This is a genomic window from Kitasatospora sp. NPDC101157, assembly GCF_044768255.1.
Classification (GTDB): domain Bacteria; phylum Actinomycetota; class Actinomycetes; order Streptomycetales; family Streptomycetaceae; genus Kitasatospora.
Window position 1 is genome coordinate 401,934 of record NZ_JBIWPL010000002.1, and the last position, 21,075, is coordinate 423,008.

19 protein-coding genes are annotated in these 21,075 nt (G+C 72.7%); 8 read left to right on the plus strand and 11 right to left on the minus strand.

Features of this window, described 5'->3' with window-relative positions; genetic code table 11:
- The first annotated feature begins 76 nt into the window (after positions 1-76).
- From ACIRVF_RS05225 to ACIRVF_RS05240, 4 genes are all read left to right on the plus strand, one after another.
- A complete protein-coding gene (locus tag ACIRVF_RS05225) occupies positions 77-1,783 on the plus strand; it encodes a ribulokinase (RefSeq protein WP_402813914.1) in 1,707 nt (568 codons plus the stop codon).
- Positions 1,780-2,448 carry an L-ribulose-5-phosphate 4-epimerase gene (locus ACIRVF_RS05230; RefSeq protein ID WP_402813916.1) on the plus strand — a complete coding sequence of 223 codons (669 nt, stop codon included), beginning with the start codon at positions 1,780-1,782 and terminating at the stop codon, positions 2,446-2,448. The genes ACIRVF_RS05225 and ACIRVF_RS05230 overlap by 4 nt, the downstream gene beginning before the upstream one ends.
- Before the next feature lie 11 nt (positions 2,449-2,459).
- Positions 2,460-3,968, plus strand: a complete 1,509-nt coding sequence (araA, locus tag ACIRVF_RS05235) for an L-arabinose isomerase (protein ID WP_402813918.1) — start codon at positions 2,460-2,462, stop codon at positions 3,966-3,968.
- 204 nt (positions 3,969-4,172) lie between these two features.
- The gene (locus ACIRVF_RS05240) at positions 4,173-5,261 is read left to right on the plus strand and encodes an aldose epimerase family protein (protein WP_402813921.1); all 1,089 of its coding nucleotides are present in this window, start codon (positions 4,173-4,175) and stop codon (positions 5,259-5,261) included.
- A 231-nt stretch (positions 5,262-5,492) separates the two neighbouring features.
- Here ACIRVF_RS05240 and ACIRVF_RS05245 read toward each other — a convergent pair whose 3' ends face one another.
- Positions 5,493-6,521 (minus strand): LacI family DNA-binding transcriptional regulator, encoded by a 1,029-nt coding sequence (locus ACIRVF_RS05245; protein ID WP_402813923.1) that lies wholly within the window; start codon positions 6,519-6,521, stop codon positions 5,493-5,495.
- Positions 6,522-7,148: 627 nt separating this feature from the next.
- On the opposite strand from ACIRVF_RS05245, the gene ACIRVF_RS05250 reads away from it, so the two are divergent.
- The 3 genes from ACIRVF_RS05250 to ACIRVF_RS05260 all read left to right on the plus strand — a co-directional run bounded on the left by ACIRVF_RS05250 (position 7,149) and on the right by ACIRVF_RS05260 (position 11,816).
- Positions 7,149-8,573, plus strand: coding sequence for a GH1 family beta-glucosidase (locus ACIRVF_RS05250; protein WP_402813926.1), 1,425 nt, complete (start codon positions 7,149-7,151; stop codon positions 8,571-8,573).
- Positions 8,574-8,765: 192 nt separating this feature from the next.
- Positions 8,766-9,755: a phosphotransferase family protein gene (locus ACIRVF_RS05255; protein ID WP_402813928.1), complete on the plus strand. Its 990-nt coding sequence runs from the start codon at positions 8,766-8,768 to the stop codon at positions 9,753-9,755.
- Positions 9,756-9,821: 66 nt separating this feature from the next.
- Positions 9,822-11,816: a TIM-barrel domain-containing protein gene (locus ACIRVF_RS05260; protein ID WP_402813931.1), complete on the plus strand. Its 1,995-nt coding sequence runs from the start codon at positions 9,822-9,824 to the stop codon at positions 11,814-11,816.
- A gap of 108 nt (positions 11,817-11,924) precedes the next feature.
- Here ACIRVF_RS05260 and ACIRVF_RS05265 read toward each other — a convergent pair whose 3' ends face one another.
- A complete protein-coding gene (locus ACIRVF_RS05265; RefSeq protein WP_402813934.1) occupies positions 11,925-12,233 on the minus strand; it encodes a hypothetical protein in 309 nt (102 codons plus the stop codon).
- Positions 12,230-13,045: a phytanoyl-CoA dioxygenase family protein gene (locus tag ACIRVF_RS05270; RefSeq protein ID WP_402813937.1), complete on the minus strand. Its 816-nt coding sequence runs from the start codon at positions 13,043-13,045 to the stop codon at positions 12,230-12,232. Before ACIRVF_RS05270 ends, ACIRVF_RS05265 begins: the two co-directional genes overlap by 4 nt.
- A gap of 143 nt (positions 13,046-13,188) precedes the next feature.
- On the opposite strand from ACIRVF_RS05270, the gene ACIRVF_RS05275 reads away from it, so the two are divergent.
- Entirely contained in the window at positions 13,189-13,971 is a 783-nt protein-coding gene (locus ACIRVF_RS05275) for a helix-turn-helix transcriptional regulator (RefSeq protein ID WP_402813940.1), read from the plus strand.
- Between the two features lie 509 nt (positions 13,972-14,480).
- Here the strand turns inward: ACIRVF_RS05275 and ACIRVF_RS05280 are convergent.
- The 8 genes from ACIRVF_RS05280 to ACIRVF_RS05315 all read right to left on the minus strand — a co-directional run bounded on the left by ACIRVF_RS05280 (position 14,481) and on the right by ACIRVF_RS05315 (position 21,033).
- A complete protein-coding gene (locus ACIRVF_RS05280) occupies positions 14,481-14,639 on the minus strand; it encodes a hypothetical protein (RefSeq protein WP_402813943.1) in 159 nt (52 codons plus the stop codon).
- Positions 14,636-15,397, minus strand: coding sequence for an SDR family oxidoreductase (locus ACIRVF_RS05285; protein ID WP_402813945.1), 762 nt, complete (start codon positions 15,395-15,397; stop codon positions 14,636-14,638). The genes ACIRVF_RS05280 and ACIRVF_RS05285 overlap by 4 nt, the downstream gene beginning before the upstream one ends.
- Positions 15,394-16,437 carry a zinc-binding dehydrogenase gene (locus tag ACIRVF_RS05290; RefSeq protein WP_402813947.1) on the minus strand — a complete coding sequence of 348 codons (1,044 nt, stop codon included), beginning with the start codon at positions 16,435-16,437 and terminating at the stop codon, positions 15,394-15,396. Before ACIRVF_RS05290 ends, ACIRVF_RS05285 begins: the two co-directional genes overlap by 4 nt.
- Positions 16,434-16,871, minus strand: coding sequence for an RbsD/FucU domain-containing protein (locus tag ACIRVF_RS05295; protein WP_402813950.1), 438 nt, complete (start codon positions 16,869-16,871; stop codon positions 16,434-16,436). Before ACIRVF_RS05295 ends, ACIRVF_RS05290 begins: the two co-directional genes overlap by 4 nt.
- Positions 16,862-17,023 (minus strand): hypothetical protein, encoded by a 162-nt coding sequence (locus tag ACIRVF_RS05300; protein ID WP_402813953.1) that lies wholly within the window; start codon positions 17,021-17,023, stop codon positions 16,862-16,864. Before ACIRVF_RS05300 ends, ACIRVF_RS05295 begins: the two co-directional genes overlap by 10 nt.
- On the minus strand, positions 17,016-18,341 hold the full coding sequence (locus tag ACIRVF_RS05305; protein WP_402813955.1) for an enolase C-terminal domain-like protein: 1,326 nt from the start codon (positions 18,339-18,341) through the stop codon (positions 17,016-17,018). The genes ACIRVF_RS05300 and ACIRVF_RS05305 overlap by 8 nt, the downstream gene beginning before the upstream one ends.
- Positions 18,342-18,434: 93 nt before the next feature.
- Complete coding sequence (locus ACIRVF_RS05310) at positions 18,435-19,475, minus strand: ABC transporter permease (protein WP_402813958.1); 1,041 nt, start codon at positions 19,473-19,475, stop codon at positions 18,435-18,437.
- A complete protein-coding gene (locus tag ACIRVF_RS05315; RefSeq protein WP_402813961.1) occupies positions 19,468-21,033 on the minus strand; it encodes a sugar ABC transporter ATP-binding protein in 1,566 nt (521 codons plus the stop codon). Before ACIRVF_RS05315 ends, ACIRVF_RS05310 begins: the two co-directional genes overlap by 8 nt.
- Positions 21,034-21,075 lie beyond the last annotated feature (42 nt).

The following is a 21,075-nucleotide window of genomic DNA, read 5'->3' on the forward strand; positions in this document are numbered from 1 at the left end:
TGCGGTGCGCCCTGCCCCGGTCGAGGACCGCGCCGGCGACAGCCCAACGCAGGCCTCCCGTACGAAGGATGAGCACGTGACCGTGACCCCTGCCGCCCACGACGCCGACCGGGACGACCGCTACGTCGTCGGTGTCGACTTCGGTACCCTCTCCGGCCGCGCGGTCGTCGTCCGGGTCCGCGACGGGGAGGAGCTGGGCACCGCCGTCCACGACTACCCGCACGCGGTCATCGAGCAGGAGCTGCCCGGTACCGGCCACCGGCTCCCGCCGGACTGGGCGCTGCAGCACCCGGAGGACTGGCGCGAGGTGCTGCGCACCGCCGTCCCGGCCGCGCTCGCCGACGCCGGCGTGGACCCCGCCCTGGTCATCGGCATCGCGACCGACTTCACCGCCTGCACCGTCCTGCCGGTGCTCGCCGACGGCACGCCGCTGGCCGAGACGCCCGAGTGGGCCGCCCGCCCGCACGCCTGGCCCAAGCTCTGGAAGCACCACTCCGCCCAGCCCCAGGCCGACCGCATCAACGAACTGGCCCACGCCCGCGGCGAGAAGTGGATCTCCCGCTACGGCGGCAAGATCTCCGCCGAGTGGCAGTACGCCAAGGCACTGCAGGTGCTGGAGGAGGACCCGGCCGTCTACGGCGCCTGCGAGCGCTGGATCGAGGCCGCCGACTGGATCGTCTGGCAGCTCACCGGCGCCGAGAGCCGCAACACCTGCACCGCCGGCTACAAGGGAATCTTCCAGGACGGGACCTACCCGAGCGAGGACTACCTCGCCGCGCTCCACCCGGACTTCGCCGACTTCGCCCGCACCCGCCTGGAGCACCCGCTCTCCCCGCTGGGCACCCGGGTGGGGTCGCTCACCGCCCAGGCGGCCGAGTGGACCGGACTCCCGGTCGGCACCGCCGTCGCCGCAGGCAACGTCGACGCCCACGTGGCCGCCCCGGCCGCCCGCGCCGTCGAGGACGGCCGGCTCCTCGCCATCATGGGCACCTCCACCTGCCACGTGGTCAACGGGGCGACGCTTGCCGACGTCCCCGGCATCTGCGGCGTGGTCCAGGACGGCATCGTCACCGGCTCCTACGGCTACGAGGCCGGCCAGAGCGCCGTCGGCGACATCTTCGCCTGGTGGCTGCGCCAGGGCCTGCCCGCCGACTACCTGGCCGAGGCCGAGGCCAACGGTGAGAACGCCCACCAGCTCCTCACCCGCAAGGCTGCCGCCCAACCCGTCGGCGGACACGGCCTGGTGGCGCTCGACTGGATGAACGGCAACCGCTCCACCCTGGTCGACCACCACCTGTCCGGGGTGATCGCCGGGCTCACCCTGGCCACCCGCCCCGAGGAGGTCTACCGGGCGCTCCTGGAGGCGACCGCCTTCGGCACCCGGGTCATCGTCGAGGCCCTGGAACAGGGCGGCGTCCCGGTGACCGAGTTCATCGTCACCGGCGGCCTCAAGAAGAACGCCCTGCTGATGCAGATCTACGCCGATGTGCTGCGCCGCCCGGTCTCGGTGGCCGACTCGGAGCAGGGCCCGGCGCTCGGCTCGGCGATCCACGCCGCCGTCGCCGCCGGGGCCTACCCGGACGTGCGGACCGCGTCCGCCGCGATGGGCCGGGTGCAGAAGGACGCCTACCGCCCCGACCGGGCCGCCGCCGACGCCTACGACCGCCTCTTCGCCGAATACCGCGCCCTGCACGACCACTTCGGCCTCGGCGCCGACAAGCTGCTGCACCGCCTGCGCGACATCCGCAACGCCGCCCTCACCACTCCGAGCGAGGACCTGTGAACGCGACCATCGACCTCATCCGCCGCCAGGTCAGCGACCTGCACGGCGAACTGGTCCGCTACAACCTGGTGGTCTGGACCGCCGGAAACGTGTCCGCCCGCGTCCCCGGGGAGGACCTGCTGGTCATCAAGCCCAGCGGCGTCTCCTACGACGACCTGTCGCCCGAGAACATGATCCTCTGCGACCTGGACGGCAACGTCGTCGAGGGCGAGCACGCGCCCTCCTCCGACACCGCCGCGCACGCCTACGTCTACCGCCACATGCCCGAGGTCGGCGGAGTGGTCCACACCCACTCCACCTTCGCCTGCGCCTGGGCGGCCCGCGGCGAGGCCGTCCCCTGCGTCCTCACCGCGATGGCCGACGAGTTCGGCGCGGAGATCCCGGTCGGCCCGTTCGCCCTGATCGGCGACGACTCGATCGGCCGCGGCATCGTGGACACCCTCAAGGGCCACCGCTCACCCGCAGTCCTGATGCAGAACCACGGTGTCTTCACCATCGGCAAGGACGCCAAGGCCGCCGTCAAGGCCGCCGTGATGTGCGAGGACGTCGCCCGCACCGTCCACCTCTCCCGCCAGCTCGGCGAACCCCTGCCGATCGCCCAGGCCGACATCGACAGCCTCAACTACCGCTACCAGAACGTCTACGGCCAGCCCCAGGCCCGGTAAGGAGCCACCCCGTGAAGAAGTCATCGGACGGACGCCAGGTCTGGTTCCTGACCGGCAGCCAAGGGCTCTACGGCGAGGACACGCTGCGCCAGGTCGCGGAGCAGTCCCAGCGGATCGCCGAAGCCCTGAACCGAGAGTCGGCAGTGCCGGTCGAGGTGGTCTGGAAGCCCGTCCTCACGGACGCGAGCGCCATCCGCCGGATCTGCCTGGAGGTCAACTCCGCGGACGACTGCATCGGCCTGATCGCCTGGATGCACACCTTCTCCCCGGCGAAGATGTGGATCGCGGGGCTCGACGCCCTGCAGAAGCCGCTGCTCCACCTGCACACCCAGGCCAACGTCGACCTGCCCTGGCAGTCCATCGACATGGACTTCATGAACCTCAACCAGGCCGCCCACGGCGACCGCGAGTTCGGCTTCGTCCAGTCCCGCCTCGGCGTCGCCCGCAAGACCGTCGCCGGGCACGTCAGTGACCCCGCCGTCTCCGCCCGGGTCGGCTCCTGGGCCCGCGCCGCCGCCGGCCGCGCCGAGCTGCGCAGCCTCAAGCTCGCCCGCTTCGGCGACAACATGCGCGACGTCGCCGTCACCGAGGGCGACAAGGTCGAGGCCCAGCTCCGCTTCGGCGTCTCCGTCAACACCTACGGCGTCAACGACCTCGTCGCCGCCGTGGAGGCCGCGGACGAGAACGACGTCACCGCCCTGGTCAAGGAGTACGAGGACAGCTACCGCCTCGCCCGGGCGCTGCGGGCCGGTGGGGAGCAGCACGAGTCGCTGCGCTACGCGGCCCGGATCGAACTCGGTCTGCGCGGCTTCCTGGAGCAGGGCGGCTTCAAGGCCTTCACCACCAACTTCGAGGACCTCGGCGGGCTCCGCCAGCTCCCCGGCCTCGCGGTGCAGCGGCTGATGGCCGACGGCTACGGCTTCGGCGGCGAGGGCGACTGGAAGACCTCGACCCTGCTGCGCACCCTCAAGGTGACCTCCGCCGGGCTCGCCGGCGGCACCTCCTTCATGGAGGACTACACCTACCACCTGGAGCCCGGCCGTGAGCTGATCCTCGGCGCGCACATGCTGGAGGTCTGCCCGAGCATCGCCGCCGACATCCCGTCCTGCGAGATCCACCCGCTGTCCATCGGCGGGCGCGAGGACCCGGTCCGCCTGGTCTTCGACGCCGAGCCCGGTCCGGCGGTCGTGGTCGGCCTCGCGGACCTCGGCGACCGGTTCCGGCTGGTCGCCAACGAGGTGGAGGTCGTCGCGCCGCCGGAGCCGCTGCCCCACCTGCCGGTCGCCCGCGCGGTCTGGAAGCCGCGCCCGGACCTGCGCACCTCCACCGAGGCGTGGCTGACGGCCGGTGCTCCGCACCACACCGTGCTCTCCAGCGCGGTGGGCGCCGAGGAACTGGAGGACCTCGCCGAGATGCTCGCCGTGGAGCTGCTGGTGATCGACGACGACACCGACATCCGCCGGTTCACCAAGGAACTGCGCTGGAACCAGGCCTACCACCGCCTGGCCCAGGGGTTCTGAGCCCCACGGCGAGCGCCATCCGCACCACCTGAACCACCCCGCACCACCTGAACCACCCCGCACCACCCGCACCACCCCGCACCACCCGCACCACCCGCACCACCCGCACCACCCGCACCACTCGCACCACCGGACGTCCGACGCCCGCCCGCACGGGCGGGCGTCGCCGCTCTCCCGCAGTCCGGGAAGAAACGGAGCAACCCCGTGCCGAACGACGCACTCGTGTCCCCGGGCGAACTGACGGTCTCCCAAGGGGTGGCCGGTACCCTGCCGGACGGTCGGTCCGTCATCCGCTGGACGATCGGCTCGCCGTCGGGCGTGCGGGCGGAGGTGCTCAGCCTGGGCGCCCGCCTCCAGGCCCTGCACGTGCCGGACCGGGAAGGGCGGCGGTCCAACGTCGTCCTCGGCTGCGAGCGCTTCGGCGACCTGCTGGGGGAGGGCGCCTACTTCGGAGCGACGGTCGGCCGCTACGCCAACCGGATCGCCGGCGGCGTGCTGCCGCTCGACGGCAAGACGCACCGGCTCAGCACCCAGGAGACCGGCCACACCCTGCACGGCGGGCGGGACGGCTTCGCCACCCGGCTCTGGGAGGGCGTGCCGGTCCGCGAGGGCCGACGGGCCGGAGTCCGCCTGCGTCTGCACAGCCCCGACGGCGACCAGGGGTTTCCGGGGGCGCTCACCGTCGAGGTGACCTACCTGCTCGACCCGGCCGGGCAGCTGCGGATCGGCTACCGGGCGACCACGGACGCCCCGACGGTGGTCAACCTCACCAACCACGCGTACTTCAACCTGGCCGGCGAGGGCAACGGCACGGTGCTCGACCACCTGCTGAGTGTCGACGCCCGCGGCTACCTCCCGGTGGACGCGGAGCTGATCCCGGCCGGGCCCGCGGCACGCCTCCTGGGCACGCCCTTCGACCTGCGCGAGGCCCGGCGCATCGGGGACCTCGTCACCGATCCGGACCAGCAGATCCGCCGGGCCGGCGCCGGCTTCGACCACAACTTCGTCCTGAACGGGAGCGGCCTGCGGCGGGTCGCCGTCCTGAGCCACCCGGCCAGCGGGCGACGGGTCGAGTGCCTGACCACGGAGCCGGGACTGCAGGTCTACACCGGCAACCACTTCGACGGCGCGCTGAGCGGTCCGTCCGGCCGCCCTTACCGCAGGTACGCGGGCATCGCGCTGGAGACCCAGCACTACCCGGACTCGCCGAACCGCCCCGAGTACCCCTCCACCGTTCTGCGCCCGGGGGAGGAGTTCCGCTCGATGACGGTGTACCGCTTCTCGGCCGAGTAGCCGAGTAGCCGGGAGGCCGAGCAGCCGGGAGGCCGAGTCACCGGGCAGCGGACGGCAGGTGAGGGGGCGGTGGGCCCGGTGGGCCCACCGCCCCCTCGGCGTTCACTGCGCGGCGAGGCCCCGTACGCCCCAGGCGCCGACGGAGGGTGGCCGGTCGGCGGGTACCGGGGGGTCGTCCAGGACGTCGGTCAGGGCCCCGATCATCGTTCGCGGCACCTCCCTGAGTCGGTGTCAGGCGTGCTGCGGGGCCGGGGCGGTGCTTTCGCGGATGATCAGTTCCGGTGCCATGAGGTGGAGCTGGTCCTCGGGTCGGTTGCCGGTCGCGGTCGCGGTGATCCGTGCCATGACCTGTTCGACGGCGATCTGTCCGAGGTCCTTCCGGGGGCCGGTGACGGAGGTGAGACGGGGGGAGTGCTGTTCGGCCAGCGGGTCGGGGCAGATCGCGATGACGGAGGTGTCCTCCGGTACGGTCCGTCCGCTGGCGCGCAGGAGGCTGAGGAGGGGGCCGATGGCGGTTTCGTTCTGGACGACGAAGGCGGTGGTGTCGGGGCGGTCGGCGAGGATGCGGGCGAGGGTGCCGGCGGTGCTCTCGTAGGTGCCCTCGCAAGGGCGGTGAACGGTGCGGAGCCGGCGCTGTCGGGCGCGGGTGCGGAAGCCGTCGAGGGTGCGCTGGGCATAGCCGGCGTGGCGTTGGTAGACGGTGTTGCTGTAGCCGATGAAGGCGATGTCGCGGTGGCCGAGGTCGGCGAGATGATCGGCGCACATGGCGCCGGCGGTGGCGAAGTCGTGGTCGACGCAGGACAGTCCCGCGGGGTCGTCGGGCAGGCCGATGAGTGCGGCGGGAATGTTCTGGCTGTGGAGGACGGGGATGCGGTCGTCGTCGAGGCGGACGTCCATGAGGATGACGCCGTCGGCGAGTCCGGTGGCGGTGACGCGGCGGAGGCCCTCGGGGCCTTCGTCGTTGGTGAGCAGGAGGACGTCGTAGCCGTGTTCGCGGGCGGTGACCGTGGCGGCGATGGCGATCTCCATCATGGTGGGCACGTGCACCTCGGGGTTGAGCGGCACGACCAGCGCGATGATGTGGGAACGCTTGCCGGCGAGGGCGCGGGCACCCGCGTTGGGGTGGTAGCCGAGGTCGGTGACGGCCTGCTCGATGCGGAGCCGGGTCTCGTCGGAGATGGGGCGTTTGCCGCTGAGGGCGTAGCTGACCGTGCTGGACGAGACGCCGGCGTGCCTGGCCACATCGGCGAGTGTCACCATGGGTGTGCTTCCTTCGTGTCGGTTCGGGTGGGGCGCGTTCCCGTTCGTGCGGTGGAGGAGGCCCGAGGAGGGACGGCTCCGGTGCGTGGGGCCCGTGGGGCCTGGTGCGGACTGCTCAGCCCTTGATCGCGCCGGTGCGGACGCCGGTGCGCAGGTGCTTCCGTACGAACGGGTACACGATCACCAGTGGTACCAGGGTGAGGGGCACGACCGCCATCCAGTGGCCGACCGGGCAGGAGAGCGCCGTGACGGCGGTGGCGGCGGTGACAGCAGAGCGCGCTGACGTCGGCCGTGCAGTCCCGGCGGTGATGCCGCGGGGATCGCCGATCCTGCGGTTCGACCCGGATCCGCATAGTGGTGCGGCCCCTCCTCGCCGAAGTGTCGAAGCGCTTGAATGTTCCGGCGAGACTAACGACGCGTCAGCAGTTGGGCAAGGGGCTGGACACGACGGAATCCGCTGCTTCCCGGAGTGGTTGACAGGTCCGTACGGGTCGTGTCAGCGTCGAGGCGCTTCGACTGCACCCCGCCCGTCCAACTGGCCCGGCTGCGCGAGCGCGGGCTGACGGCGACGTGGTGACCGCACCGCCGCGACCCGTACCCGAACTCCCAGCGACCCCATGAGGTGACGTGACTACCCAGGCCTTCCCGGAACTGCCGCCCGGCTTCCGGTTCGGCGCGGCCACCGCCGCCTACCAGGTCGAGGGCGCCCACGACGAGGACGGCCGGGGCCCGTCCATCTGGGACACCTTCAGCCACACCCCGGGCCGCACCCTCGGCGGTGCCACCGGTGACACCGCCTGCGACCACTACCACCGCTACCCCGAGGACGTCGCCCTGCTGCGCGAGCTCGGCGTCGACGGCTACCGCTTCTCGATCTCCTGGTCGCGTCTGCTGCCGCAGGGCACCGGCCCGCTCAACCCGAAGGGCCTGGACTTCTACGACCGGCTGATCGACGAACTGCTGGCCGCCGGGATCGCGCCCGCCGCCACCCTCTACCACTGGGACCTGCCGCAGGCCCTGGAGACCCCGTCGAACAGCGGCTCCGCCGCGGGCGGCGGCTGGCGGCTGCGGTCCACCGCCGAGGCCTTCGCCGAGTACGCCAACGTCGCCGCCGACCGCTACGGCGACCGGGTCGAGCGCTGGATCACCCTCAACGAGCCGTTCTGCTCCGCCTTCGTCGGCTACGCCGAGGGCCGGCACGCGCCCGGCGCCCGGGAGGGCCGGGGCGCCCTGGCGGCCGCCCACCACCTGCTGGTCGGCCACGGGCTGGCCGTGCGGGAGCTGCGCGCCGCCGGTGCCCGCGAGGTGGGCATCACCCTCAACCTCGATCGCCTGCACGCCGCCTCCGACCGGCCCGAGGACCTGGCCGCGCTGCGCCGGGCCGAGGTGCTGCACAACGAGGTCTGGACCGAGCCGCTGTTCGCGGGGCGCTACCCCGAGTACGAGGCCGAGACCTGGGAGGGCCTGGCCGACGGCCCATGGCGTCGCCCGGGGGACCTCGAACTCATCGGCGCGCCAATGGACTTCGTCGGCATCAACTTCTACCGGCCGGTCACCGTCGGGGCCGCCCCGCATCGCGCGGAGAACCTCGAACTGCGCACCGCCACGGACATCGGCGTCGCCGAGACCGATCCGTACGGCACCCGGCTCACCACCATGGGCTGGCCCGTCGTGCCGTCCGCGTTCACCGAACTGCTCCGCGACCTCGACGCCCGCTACCCGCGGCTCCCGCCGGTCTGGATCACCGAGAACGGCTCCGCCGAGGCCGACAGCCTCACCCCGGACGGCCTGGTGCACGACGGGGAGCGGATCGACTACCTGGCCGGCCACCTCGCCGCCGTCGCCGACGCGGTCGCCGCCGGCGTCGACGTGCGCGGCTACTACGTCTGGTCCCTGCTGGACAACTTCGAGTGGGCCCGCGGCTACGAGCAGCGTTTCGGCCTGGTCCGCGTGGACTACGACACCCTGAGCCGAACCCCCAAGGACAGCTACCACTGGTACCGGCGCCTGATCGCCGCGCACCGTGCGCGGACGGAGGGCACCGCCCGGTGACGTTCACCGACGGCCACCGACGGCGCCCTGCACGTCGGTCCGGCCGGCACCCCTGAGGCCGAGCTGCCCTACCCGGCCTGAGGCAGCTGCCCTACCCGGTCTGAGGCCGGCCCCGTACGCGGGGCCCCGGCAGGCCACCCCAAGGGGTACGGGCCCCGCTCCCCCTTCCGAACCCGGCGCCCGGAGGTGCCCGTGCGGAGCCGCACCAAACGCCACCTGACGCCCGACGCGCTCGACGCCCTGCTGCGGGCCTCCGCCGGGACGGGGTGCCGGCTCGAACAGGAACTCACCGACGGCTGGTTCAACAGCGCCTACCGCGTCCGGCTGGACGACGGGCGGCCCGCCGTCGTCAAGATCGCCCCGCGGCCCGGCGCACCCGTCCTCCGCTACGAGCGGGGCATCCTCGGAACGGAGGCCATGGTCTACCGGCGGATCGCCGCACTCCCGCCCGGCGCCGTCCCGGCACCCGAACTGATCCACGCGGACGAGGAGTTCATCGTCCTGTCCGCACTGGAGGGAACACCGTGGGACAAGGCGGACGAGCACCTGGCGCCCGGCACCGCGCAGGCCCTGCGCCACGAGCTGGGCCGCATCACCGCCCGACTGCACTCCCTGGCCCCGGCGGACGGCCGCTTCGGCTACCCGGCCGCGGCGTCCGGCCTGTCCGCCGCCGACTGGCGCACGGCCTTCACCGCCATGGTCGAGGCGCTGCTGGAGGACGCCGACCGCTGGCACTCGCCACTGGCCGTACCGGCCCGGGACATCCGCGCGCTGGTGCACGAGGGCGGGTACGCGCTGGACGAGGTCACCGAAGCACGGCTGGTGCACTTCGACCTCTGGCCGGGCAACATCTTCGTCCGGCCCGGTGACGCCGGGCAGGCCCGGATCACCGGTCTCATCGACCACGAGCGGGCGTTCTGGGGCGACCCGGCGGCAGAACTGGTCTCCCTCGCCTTCGGAGGCGGTACCGGCCCGGACAGCCCGCTCCTGGCCGGCTACGCCGAAGCCGGCGGAAGCCTCGGACCCGAGTCGACCCGCCGTCACCGAGAGGCCCTCTACCGGCTCTACCTGGGCCTGCTGCTGGTCGTGGAATGCGCCCCGCGCGGCTTCGGCGAGGACCACCTCGGGTTCTGCCGCCGAATGCTCTCCGAGGCGGTCGCCGGGCTCCGGTCGCTGGGGTAGCCGCCGCTCCACAAGCACCCGGGCATCCGCCCGCACCCGTTGGCCACGTGAACGGAGGAACCACCCTTGTCCTACAGCATCCGCGCGGGCGGCCTGGAACGGCACACCGGCGCAGAAGTCCTCCGCATCGAGCCCTGGGGACCGGACGCCCTGCGGGTGCGTGCCGCGTCCGGGACGATCGACCCCGCCGCCCCCGGCGCCCTGGAGGCCCCCTCGCCCTGCCCGCACGCCGAACCGTCCGTCACGGACGACGGAAGCGCCCGCCTGGTCAACGGCCGCATCGCCGTCGAGGCCTCGGCGGACGGCCGGCTGAGGTTCCGCGACGCCGCGTCGGGCCGCGAACTCCTCGCCGAGCGGAAGCCGGACACGCACCACGCCGGCCCCCGCGTGCACGCGCCGGGCGGCAGGACGGAACAGTCCTTCGAGGCGTACGACGGCGAACGGCTGCACGGCCTGGGGCAGCACCTGCACGGGCGCCTGGACCAGAAGGGCTGCGTGATCGACCTCGTCCAGTCCAACACCGTCGCCGCCGTCCCCTTCCTGCACTCATCGCGCGGCTACGGACTGCTGTGGAACAACCCCGCCACCGGCCGGGTCGAACTGGGCGCCGACGCCACCCGGTGGACCGCCGACGCGGGCGGGCGCATCGACTACTGGATCACCGCCGGCGACACCCCGGCCCGGATCCTGGACTCCTACACCCGGGCCACCGGACGGCCGCCCCTGCTCCCCGCATGGGCCTCGGGCTTCTGGCAGTCGAGGCTGCGCTACCGCACCCAGGACGAACTCCTTGCGGTGGCACGCGAGTACAAGGAACGTGGACTGCCGCTGTCCGTCATCGTCTGCGACTTCTTCCACTGGCCGAGGATGGGTGACTGGCGTTTCGAGGCGAGCGAGTGGCCCGATCCCGCCGCCATGGCCAAGGAGTTGTCGGACCTCGGGGTGAAGCTCGCCGTCTCGGTGTGGCCCACCGTCGAGCCCGGCAGCGACGCGTACGACGGGATGCGCTCGTCCGGACACCTGGTGCGGGACGCGGGCGGCGGCCTGCTCACCTTCCCGTGGCCGTCCCGGTACAGCGGCGAGGCGCTGATCCGCCCGATGGCGTACTACGACGCCACCCACCCCGGAGCCCGCGCCGCGCTGTGGCAGCGGCTGAACGACAACTACCGTTCGCTGGGCGTGGCCTGCTTCTGGTTGGACGCCTGCGAGCCCGACATCCCCCCGGGCATCGCCGAGCGCGCCGTCTACGCGGCCGGGCCGGCCGCCGAGGCCGCGAACCTCTACCCGCTGGAGCACGTCCGCGGCGTGGCCGAGGGTCTGCGCGCGGCGGGCGAGGACCGGCCGCTGTCGCTGGTCCGCTCCGCCTGGGCGGGCAGCCAGCGGCACGGGGCCCTGCTGTGGTCCGGCGACATCCCCACCACCTTCGACTCCCTCGGGCGCCAGATCAGGGCGGGACTGAACGTCGCGATGAGCGGCATCCCCTGGTGGAACACCGACATCGGCGGCTTCTTCGGCGGCGACCCGGACGACCCCGGGTACCGGGAGCTGCTGATCCGGTGGTTCCAGTACGGCACCTTCTGCCCCGTCATGCGGCTGCACGGCGACCGCGAGCCCCACTTCCCGGCCTTCTCCACCGACATGACCGGCGGGCCCAACGAGGTCTGGTCGTACGGCGAGGAGGCGTACGGCATCCTCCGCGACCACCTGTCGCTGCGCGAGCGCCTGCGCCCGTACCTGCACGGCCTGTCCGAGGAGGCCCACCGCACCGGCGCCCCGCCCATGCGACCGCTGTTCTTCGGCTTCCCCGAGGACGAGCGCGCCTGGGAGGTGGACGACCAGTTCCTGCTCGGCCCCGATCTGGTGGTGGCACCCGTGTACGAGGCTGGCGTCCGGTCCCGCCGGGTGTACCTGCCCTCCGGCACCCGCTGGCTCGACCCGGCCACCGGCGGTGTGCTGGAGGGCGGCACGACGCTCGACGCCGAAGCCCCGCTGGAGCACATCCCGGTCTTCGTACGGGAAGGCGCCGACGTCGCGGCCCGGTTGACCTCCTCTGCGGCCTGAGCAGGAAGGAACGGTCGGCTGTCGGGCGGTGGGCCGGCCGTCGGGCGCCGTGCGGGCGAGCTGTTCACGGCAGGGACGGGACCCACAGCGCCGCGCCCGGGGAGCGCGTCATGGCGCCGGAGCGTCGACGATCCGTTCGAAGAAGAACTCGTGCTTGAGGAAGGACACGTCGTACTCGTGGCCGGGGTACGGCGGGATCAGCTGGGCGGCCTGGAACAGTCGCCAGCCGTCCCGGAGCGCCGCCACTCCCGTCCCGTACGGCGGCTCGTCGCTGTCGCCGGTGGTGGGAGAGGTGCGGCCGGTGCCGTCGTACCTCGCCCAGCCGACGACGGAGGAGTCCAGTGCGGAACTGGACAGGTAGAGCACCAGTACCTGCTGCCGGGCCGAGTCGGTCGTGGTCGTCGTGCCGGTCGTCATGACGCCTTCCCCTCGGGGCGGTTGGAGACCCTGGTCACCCAGTGGTCGAGGTCGTAGCCGTCGTCGCCGGTCAGCGCCCGCCACAGCAGGATGCGGTTGTACCGCTCCAGGCGACCGGTCGCCCCCTCGTACCACGGGAACATCACGTCCAACTCCGCGTTGACCCGCGGATCGTGGAGGTCCGAGGTGTCCCACAGCCGCTGCTGGCGTACCGTCGGATTGAAGCGGATCTTGAACATGTAGCGCAGCGTGTCGCTGTCGTTGCGCCTGCCCCCGTGCCAGAGGCCGTGGTGCAGAAACACCACCGTCCCGGCCGGGCAGACCAGCCGGTCCTGGCCGCGCAGGTTCTGGTACCGGCCGGTGTCCGACTCGTTGGTCCGGCGCAGATGGCTTCCCGGCACGCTCAGGGTGCCGCCCATCTCCAGCGTCACCGCCTGCGGGTAGTACATCAGTTGCACGTCGAACGCGTCCTGCCGGACGTCGATGATGGCATCCCCGTGCAACGCCTGGGCGTCGCCGCCGCGCGGTTCGCGCGTGTGCACGAAGTGGTGGTCCACCCACGGCTCGGGGCCGACCAGGCTGCGGAGCGCCCCGGCGACCCGCGGCAGTTCGAGCATCCTGCGGACGAACGAGCCTTCGGGGTAGGCCGCGGACAGTGGCGTCCCGTACGGCACCGGCGGCATGCCGTCGGCCAGCACCTTCAGACCCTCGGCGTTCAGCTCCGCCGGTACCACCGCGTCCAGCCGCAGCGATCCGCGCGCGACGAAGCGCGCCATCTGTACTGAGCTGAGCAGTTCCTGTTCGTTCTCCATGCCGGCCACGCTAGGCCTGCCCGCAGCCCCGCCGCGTGGGCCGGGTTCACCCTGTTGTGGTCGATTCTCACCATGCAGCCCTGTGGTGAACGAGGTTCACGACCCTGGATCGGGCTGCGGACGCCGTGGTAGAACACGGGACCATGCGTACGGCCATCGCCCATCTCGACGAGCCGCCGGAACTCGCCGCCGTCGGCATCGCCGTGCACGGGCCGGCCGGCCACGTGGACGTGTTCTCGCTGCCGGACCTGTGGCAGCTCCATCTGTACGGCTACGAGGCCGGCTTGACGGTCGACGGTACCGAGCACTCGATCCGTCCCGGCCGGGTCAGCCTCGTACCGCCCGGGACCGAGGTCCGCTACCGCTACCGGGGCCGCTCCGAGCACCTCTACGTCCACCTCCGGCTGGGACGCGGGGGAGCCGCCACGAGCATCCCGGTGATCCAGCAGGCCGGTCCGGAACTGGATCTGCTCACCGTGCAGCTGCAACAGGCGTTGGCCGCTTGGCCGCACACGCCGTCGCGGGCGGTCGCCGAGGTGTGGGGTGCCTTGTGGCGAATCGCCACGCTCACCCCGCCACGGGAGCGGAGCGCGCAGACCGTCCACCCCGCGGTGGCAGCCGCGGTGGCCCTGATCGAGGCGCGGCTGAGCGGTCCCCTGACGGTGCCGGAGATCGCGCAGGCGGTCGGTGTCTCCCACAACCACCTGACGCGGCTGTTCCGGGGCGCCACGGGGGAGACGGTGGTCGGCTACATCCGGGCCCGGCGGATGGAGCGGGCGCGGCACTTCCTGCGCGCCACCACGCTCTCCATTCCCGCCGTCGCCGCCTCGGTCGGCATTCCCGACCTGCAGGCGTTCAACAAGACCTGCCGTCGTGAACTCGGGATGTCCCCCCGCGGCATCCGTGCCGCCCGTCCCCTCCCGTAGGGCAGGGCGGACCGCGCGCCGGGGCAGGTGCTCACACGGGCCGGTGCCGGGCCCTGCGGCGGTGCCGAGGAGCGCGGTGGGCCGTCTGCTCCGCCCCGCAGGGCCGGCGCTGCCCGCCCGCCCCCGGCCCTCGTGTCCAGGGGAGGGCGGAGATCGTCCCGGAGAGCCTCGGGGAGGTGCTGACGGCGGAGTCCCGCGTTCCGTTCGACCTGTTCCGCAGTCCGCGTGCCGAGGGCGACGCTGATGACACCGGGACAGCTGTACGGGAACGCGACCGCTGCCGCGGGCGACGTCGTCCCGTGCGCCGCGCCGACCCCGGCGACCGGCCGGGCGCGCAGAACCACGGCCGGGGGAGCCCTCCTGGTGGTCGTACTTCGACCCGCGACGCCCCCGGATACGCCCCGGCCAGGCCCAGGGCGCCGACCATGACGTCGGCGTGCCGGGCCAGTCGCAGGTCCGTCTCCCGGGCCCGAGGCGCAGCATCACCTCGCCGAGGGCCACCAGCTCGGTCACGGGGCACCCACCGCCGTGGCTCTGTTGGTCAGGCGCCGGATCTGCGGGTGGCCCCCGCGTTCCGGGTGTGTGGGTGTGGCCGGCCGGCTGCCGCCGACGGCGAGGACGGCGGGGTGGGTGAGGTGGGCGGCGACGGTGGCCGGGTCGGTGGTCATCGGCCCAGCCAGCCGCCGTCGACGGGCAGGACGGTGCCGTGGACGTAGGCCGCGGCGTCCGAGGCGAGGAACACGGTGGCCCCGGCCAGGTCCTCGGCCCGGCCCCAGCGCCCGGCCGGGATCCGCTCCAGGATCGCCCTGCTGCGCTGCGGGTCGTCCTGGAGGGCCCGGGTGTTGTCGGTGGCGATGTAGCCGGGGGCGATCGCGTTGACGTTCACGCCACGCCCGGCCCACTCGTTGGCGAGCGCTTTGGTGAGGCCGGCGATGCCGTGCTTGGCGGCGGTGTAACCGGGCACGGTGATACCGCCCTGGAAGCTGAGCAGCGACGCCGTGAAGATGACCTTCCCCCGGCCGCGGGCGAGCATCGCGGCGCCCACCGCGCGGGTGAGGGCGAACTGTGCGCTGAGGTTGACCTGGAGCACCAGGTCCCAGTCGGCGTCGCCGTGTTCGGCCGCGGGTGCGCGGCGGATGGTGCCGGCGTTGTTGACCAGGATGTCCACCGGCCGCTCGCGCCCGGCGAGGTCCGCGCCCAGGGCCCGCACCGCGTCCGGGTCGGCGAAGTCGGCGCGGACCGCCTCGAAGGCGCGGCCCGCGGCCGCGACGTCCTTGCCGACCTCGCTGCCGCTCTCCTCCAGGTTGGCGCTGACACCGATGACGTCCGCGCCGGCCTCGGCCAGGGCGCGGGCCATCGCCCGGCCGATGCCCCGGCGCGCTCCCGTGACCACCGCGAGCCGGCCGGTCAGGTCGAAGGCGTTCACGCGGTGCCCCCCTCGGTGTCGGCGGCGCAGTCCACCAGGATCTTCATCACGTCGCCGCCGCCCTCCAGGGCCTCGAAGGCTGCGGCTGCCTCGGCCAGCGGCACGACGCTGCTGATCAGCCGCTCGGCCGGGACCGTGCCCTCGGCGACCAGCTCCACCGCCCGCTCGAAGTCGCCGCGGTCGTACAACCGAGCGCCCACCAGGGTGAGTTCGCGCCAGAAGAAGCGGTGCAGGTTGACCTCGCGGGGCCGGGGGTGGATCGCCACCAGGCACAGCCGGCCCCGCACCGCCAGCACCTCCACCGCGGTCTCCACCCCGCCGGCCGCACCGGACACCTCGAAGGCGACGTCCGCGCCCGCGCCCCCGGTCCACTCCCGCACCGCCTCGACGACCTCCCCGGCCGCCGGGTCCCAGCTGGGCAGTCCCAACCCCTCGGCCAGCTTCCGCCGGTGGGCGCTCGGCTCCACCACCCGCACCTCGGCCCCGGCCGCCCGCGCCACCAGTGCGATCAGGATCCCGACCGGACCGCCGCCCACCACGACGACCCGCTCACCCGCCTTCACCCGGGCCCGCCCCACATCGTGCACCGCCACCGCCGTGGGCTCCACCAGCGCCGCCCGCTCCAGCGCGAGCGAGCCCGGCAGCCGCACCAGCGTGGAAGCGGGCACCGTCCACCGCTGCTGCATCGCCCCCGGCGAGTCGATCCCGATGAAGTCCAGGTTCTGGCACACATGCCGGTTGCCCTTCACACAGGCCGGACAGGTGCCGTCCCAGCGCAACGGCATCACCGTCACCGCGTCCCCGGGCCGCCAGCCCTCCACCCCGGCACCGACCGCCACCACCCGGCCGGACATCTCATGCCCCAGCACGGTCGGAGCGGCGACCCGGGCATCCATGTCCCCGTGGAAGATGTGCAGGTCCGTGCCGCAGATCCCGACGAACGCGGGAGCCAGCAGCACCTCCCCGGGACCGGGCTCGAAGAGCTCGGCCGGAGCCGTGTCCAGCGTCCGGGCAGCCGTGTATCGCACAGCAAGTGTCATCGTCGGTCCAGAGTCTCTTGAGCGCGGACACCAATGGTCAGCAGCAGGTTGGCGTAGGTGCGGGTGTCGGCGGTGACGACGGCGAGGGCCAGGTCCGGTGAGCGTGCGGCGTCGTAGAACTCGAAGCGGCCGAGCGTCTCGACGGGGACGGGCGCCAGCACCGAGCGGTACCCGGCGACGGCCGGCGGCTCCGGTTCGCCCTCGGGCGGCACCATCACGTGCGCCGCCTCGACGGGCAGGGCCCGCAGCAGCACGTCGAGCACGGTGGTGACGTCCAGCAGGCCCGGCGCCAGGTTGAGATGGACGGTCCGGGCTCGCGGGCCGGTGGCCGTACTCGCCGGATAGTGGCCGTCGGCGAGCAGGACCCGGGCTCCGTGCCCGGCACCCGCCAGGGCTTCGAGGATGCCCGGGTGCAGCAGTTCGGTCAGTAGCACGAGGTGCCCTCCTTCCTTCGAACGGGGTCGAGGCGGTGGAACGCGGTGGTGGTGCCCACGAGGACGCGGACCGGCCGGTCGGGGCCGGAAGCCGGGAGCAGGACGTCCCGTACGTGGTGGCGCGCGTCGACGAGGACCCGGGCGTCAGGCACGAGCCGTCCAGACCGGGCCGTCGGGGTAGGTGTACGCCTTGAGCGAGCCCGGGTGCATCTGTGCGCTCAGCCCGGGCAGGGCCGGCGCGAGATAGCGGCCGTCGGAGATGCGGACAGGGTCGACGAAGTGCTCGTGCAGGTGGTCGACGTACTCGATGACCCGGTCCTCGGTGGTGCCCGAGACGGCGACGTAGTCGAACATCGACAGGTGCTGGACCATCTCGCACAGCCCCACACCCCCGGCGTGCGGGCAGACCGGAACCCCGAACTTCGCGGCCAGCAGGAGGATGGCGAGGTTCTCGTTGACGCCGCCGACCCGGGCGGAGTCGATCTGCACGATGTCCACCGCGCCGGCCTGCAGCAGCTGCTTGAAGACGACCCGGTTGGCGACGTGCTCACCGGTGGCGACCTTGATGGGGCCGACGGCCCGGCGGACGGCGGCGTGGCCGAGGATGTCGTCGGGAAAGGTGGGCTCCTCGATCCAGTACGGGTCGTAGGGGGCGAGGGCACGCATCCAGTCGATCGCGGGTGCCACGTCCCACCGCTGGTTGGCGTCGACGGCGATGCGGATGTCCGGACCGACCGCATCGCGGGCGACGCGCATGCGCCGTACGTCGTCCTCCAGGGACGCGCCGACCTTCAGCTTGATCTGGGTGAAGCCGTCGGCGACGGCCGCGCGGGCCAGGCGGGCCAGCTTCTCGTCGGAGTAGCCCAGCCAGCCTGGCGTGGTGGTGTAGGCGGGGTAGCCGTCCGCCAGGAGACGGGCGGTGCGCTCCTGGCGGCCCGGTTCGGCACGGCGCAGGATCTCCAGGGCCTCTTCGGGGGTGAGCGCGTCGCTGAGCCAGCGGAAGTCGACCTGGGCGACCAGCTCCTCGGGGGCCATCTCGCCGAGGAACCGCCAGACGGGCTTGCCCGCACGCTTGGCGGCGAGGTCCCAGGCGGCGTTGACGACGGCCCCGGTGGCCATGTGGATGGCGCCCTTCTCCGGGCCCAGCCAGCGCAGTTGCGGATCGTGCACGAGCGCGCGGGAGAAGGAGCCGAGGTCGCCGCAGACGTCCTCGACGGACAGGCCGACCACGTGCGGGGCGAGGGCCGCGATGGCGGCGGCCTGTACGTCGTTGCCGCGTCCGGTGGTGAAGGCGAGAGCGTGGCCCTCCAGTCCGTCGCCGGCGTCGGTGCGCAGCACCACGTACGCGGCGGAGTAGTCGGGCTCCGGATTCATGGCGTCCGAGCCGTCGAGATGTTCGGAGGTGGGGAACCGCACGTCCAGGACGTCCAGGGCGGTGATGCGGGCGGACGCGGGCACGGGGGATGGCATGACGGCGACTCCTGTGAGGAACACGGGGGAGATCCCCCCGCGACGGGACGTGAACGTGGCGGAGGACGGGCGGCGGGCCGCGGCCCGCCCGGGTCACTCCTGGACCTTGCCGCCGGTGATGCGGGAGATGGCGAGGGCGACCAGGATGATCAGGCCGTTGAGAGCACCGATCCACTGGGCGGGGACACCCGCCAGCGTGAGCACGTTCTGGATCATGAAGAGCAGGAGGACGCCGCAGAACGCGCCGAACATGGTCCCCCTGCCGCCGTTCAGACTGATCCCGCCGATGACGGCGGCGGCGAAGACGGTGAAGATGTAGCCGTTGCCCTGCGCGGAGGCGACCGAGGCCAGGCGCCCGGACAGCATCAGGCCGGCGAGGGAGGCGAGCACGCTGCCCGTCACGATGACAGTCCACAGCACCCGGCCGGTACGGATGCCGGCCGCCTTCGCCGCGTCGGCGTTGCCGCCGACGGCGTAGAGCGAGCGGCCGAAGTTGGTCCAGCCGAGGACCACGATCGCGATCGCGAACAGGACCAGGCAGGTCCAGATGGAGGCGGGCACCCCGAACCACTCGGCGGTGCCGAGGTAGAGCATCGAGTCCGGCAGCTGGAAGAAGGTCTGCCCGCCGGAGATACCGGTGAGGATGCCGCGCAGGACGATGAGCATGCCGAGGGTGACGATGAAGCCGTTGAGGCCGAAGCGAATGATCATCAGAGAGTTGATCACGCCGACGAGTACGCCCACGGCGAGGGTGACCGGGATCGCCCAGGCGCCGGGGAGCAGGCCGAGCCCGTGTCCCGCGCCGGCGGGCACGACCAGCCAGGCCGCGACGCCGGGCGCGAGGCCCATCGTGGACTCCAGGGACAGGTCCATCTTCCTGACGATGAGGATCATCGTCTGGGCGAGGACCAGCAGGGCCATCTCGGACATGGTCTGCAGGACGTTGATGAGGTTGTCGGCCTGCAGGAAGACGGGGTTGACGACCTGTCCGACGATCGCGATGACGACGATCGCGGGGACGAGGGCGAGGTCTCGCAGCCGGGCCAGGGGTATCCGGCCGCCGAGCAGCGCCGTGCGCGGGGGCTTGGGCTCCGTGGCCTTGGCGGCCGCGCCCGCGAGGACGGTTTCAGGCATCGAGGTCCACTCCTTCCATCGCGGCCACGAGCTCGTGGTCGTGCCAGCCGCGGGCCAACTCCGATGTCACCCGGCCCTGGAACATCACCAGGACCCGGTCGCACATGCGCAGGTCGTCGAGTTCGTCGGAGGCGATGAGCACTCCCGTGCCGGTCCGCGCCGTCTCCTCGACCTTGCCGAGGAGGAACTCCTTGGAGCGCACGTCCACGCCCGCGGTCGGGTTGATCAGCACCAGAAGGCGGGGGTCGTCCGCCAGCGCCCGGGCCATGACGACCTTCTGCTGGTTGCCGCCCGAGAGCGCGGAGACGGGCAGCTCGGGTCCCGGCGTCTTGATCGCGAGCTTCTCGATCATGATGCCGGCGAGCCGGTCCCGTCGGCCACGGCTGAGGAAACCGTTCCTGCCGATCCGGTGGGGAACGGACAGCGTGGCGTTGTCGGCGATCGACATCTCGGGCACGAATCCCTGATGGTGCCGGTCCTGCGGGACGAAGCCGGCACCCGCGCCGAGGGCGGCGGGAACGCTGCCGGGCCGAGGCCGCCGTCCGGCGATCGTCACCTCGCCCGCCCGGGCCGCCCGCAGCCCCACCACGGTCTCGGCGACCTCGGTGCGACCGCTCCCGGCGGCACCCGCGAGTCCGACGACCTCCCCGGCGCCCACCTCGAAAGTGACGTCACCGTAGGCGGCACCGCCGCTCAGTGCCTGCACCGAGAGCGCCGGCGTGGCGGTGCGGTCGAGGCTGCTCGATCGCACCTGCGCCCGGTCGAGGGCCGCCTCGCCGGTCATCGCGGCGACCAGTTCGGTGCGGGGGAGTTCCGCGACCGGAGCGGTCACGACGTGCCGGGCGTCGCGGAACACCGTCACCATGTCGCAGATGTCGTAGATCTCCTGCAGGTGGTGGCTGATGAACATGAAGGTCACGCCCTGCTGCTGCAGGTCGCGGATGCGCGCGAAGAGGCGGGTGATGGCGGCTCCGTCGAGCTGGGCGGTCGGCTCGTCGAGGATGATGAACCGGGCACCGAAGGACAGCGCCCTGGCGATCTCCACGAACTGCCGCTGCTCCACGCTCAGATCGCCGGCCGAGGTCTGCGGGTCGACGTCGACGGACCACGCCGCCAGCAGCTCCCGCGCCTGCCGACGAACAGCCGGCCAGCTGATGAGCCGGCCGCGGCCGCGGCCGTGCCGGTTCAGGAACAGGTTCTCGGCCACGGTCAGGGTGGGGATGATCGTGGACTTCTGGTAGACGCAGGCCACGCGCTGTCGCCAGGCGTCGCGATCCGCCAGCCGTGGCGCTGGGCTGCCGCCGAAGGCGACCGTTCCCTCGTCGGGGGCCTGCAGGCCGGTGAGGACCGACACGAGCGTCGACTTGCCGGCCCCGTTGCGGCCGACGAGTGCGTGGGTCTCGCCGGGCCTGATGGTGATCCGGGCGCCGTCGAGGGCCACCGTCGGACCGAATCGCTTGACTATGCCCGTCGCCTCGACGACGGGCGGGCCTGCCTGGGACCGTCCGTCGTCCGCCGGGGCGGGGCCGGGGCTGACTGATCGCTCCCCGTCGCTCATCACAACCGCCTTGTCCTCGTTCGCCGTTGGGTTCCTGACCGG

What these genes read in the sequence shown, in the direction of transcription:
- ACIRVF_RS05275 (WP_402813940.1), top strand. Translation starts at nt 13,189, where the DNA reads ATGCGTACGGCCATCGCCCATCTCGACGAGCCGCCGGAACTCGCCGCC.
- ACIRVF_RS05280 (WP_402813943.1), bottom strand. Translation starts at nt 14,639, where the DNA reads ATGACCACCGACCCGGCCACCGTCGCCGCCCACCTCACCCACCCCGCC.
- ACIRVF_RS05310 (WP_402813958.1), bottom strand. Translation starts at nt 19,475, where the DNA reads ATGCCTGAAACCGTCCTCGCGGGCGCGGCCGCCAAGGCCACGGAGCCC.
- ACIRVF_RS05315 (WP_402813961.1), bottom strand. Translation starts at nt 21,033, where the DNA reads ATGAGCGACGGGGAGCGATCAGTCAGCCCCGGCCCCGCCCCGGCGGAC.
- ACIRVF_RS05245 (WP_402813923.1), bottom strand. Translation starts at nt 6,521, where the DNA reads ATGGTGACACTCGCCGATGTGGCCAGGCACGCCGGCGTCTCGTCCAGC.
- ACIRVF_RS05290 (WP_402813947.1), bottom strand. Translation starts at nt 16,437, where the DNA reads ATGACACTTGCTGTGCGATACACGGCTGCCCGGACGCTGGACACGGCT.
- ACIRVF_RS05265 (WP_402813934.1), bottom strand. Translation starts at nt 12,233, where the DNA reads ATGACGACCGGCACGACGACCACGACCGACTCGGCCCGGCAGCAGGTA.
- ACIRVF_RS05270 (WP_402813937.1), bottom strand. Translation starts at nt 13,045, where the DNA reads ATGGAGAACGAACAGGAACTGCTCAGCTCAGTACAGATGGCGCGCTTC.
- ACIRVF_RS05305 (WP_402813955.1), bottom strand. Translation starts at nt 18,341, where the DNA reads ATGCCATCCCCCGTGCCCGCGTCCGCCCGCATCACCGCCCTGGACGTC.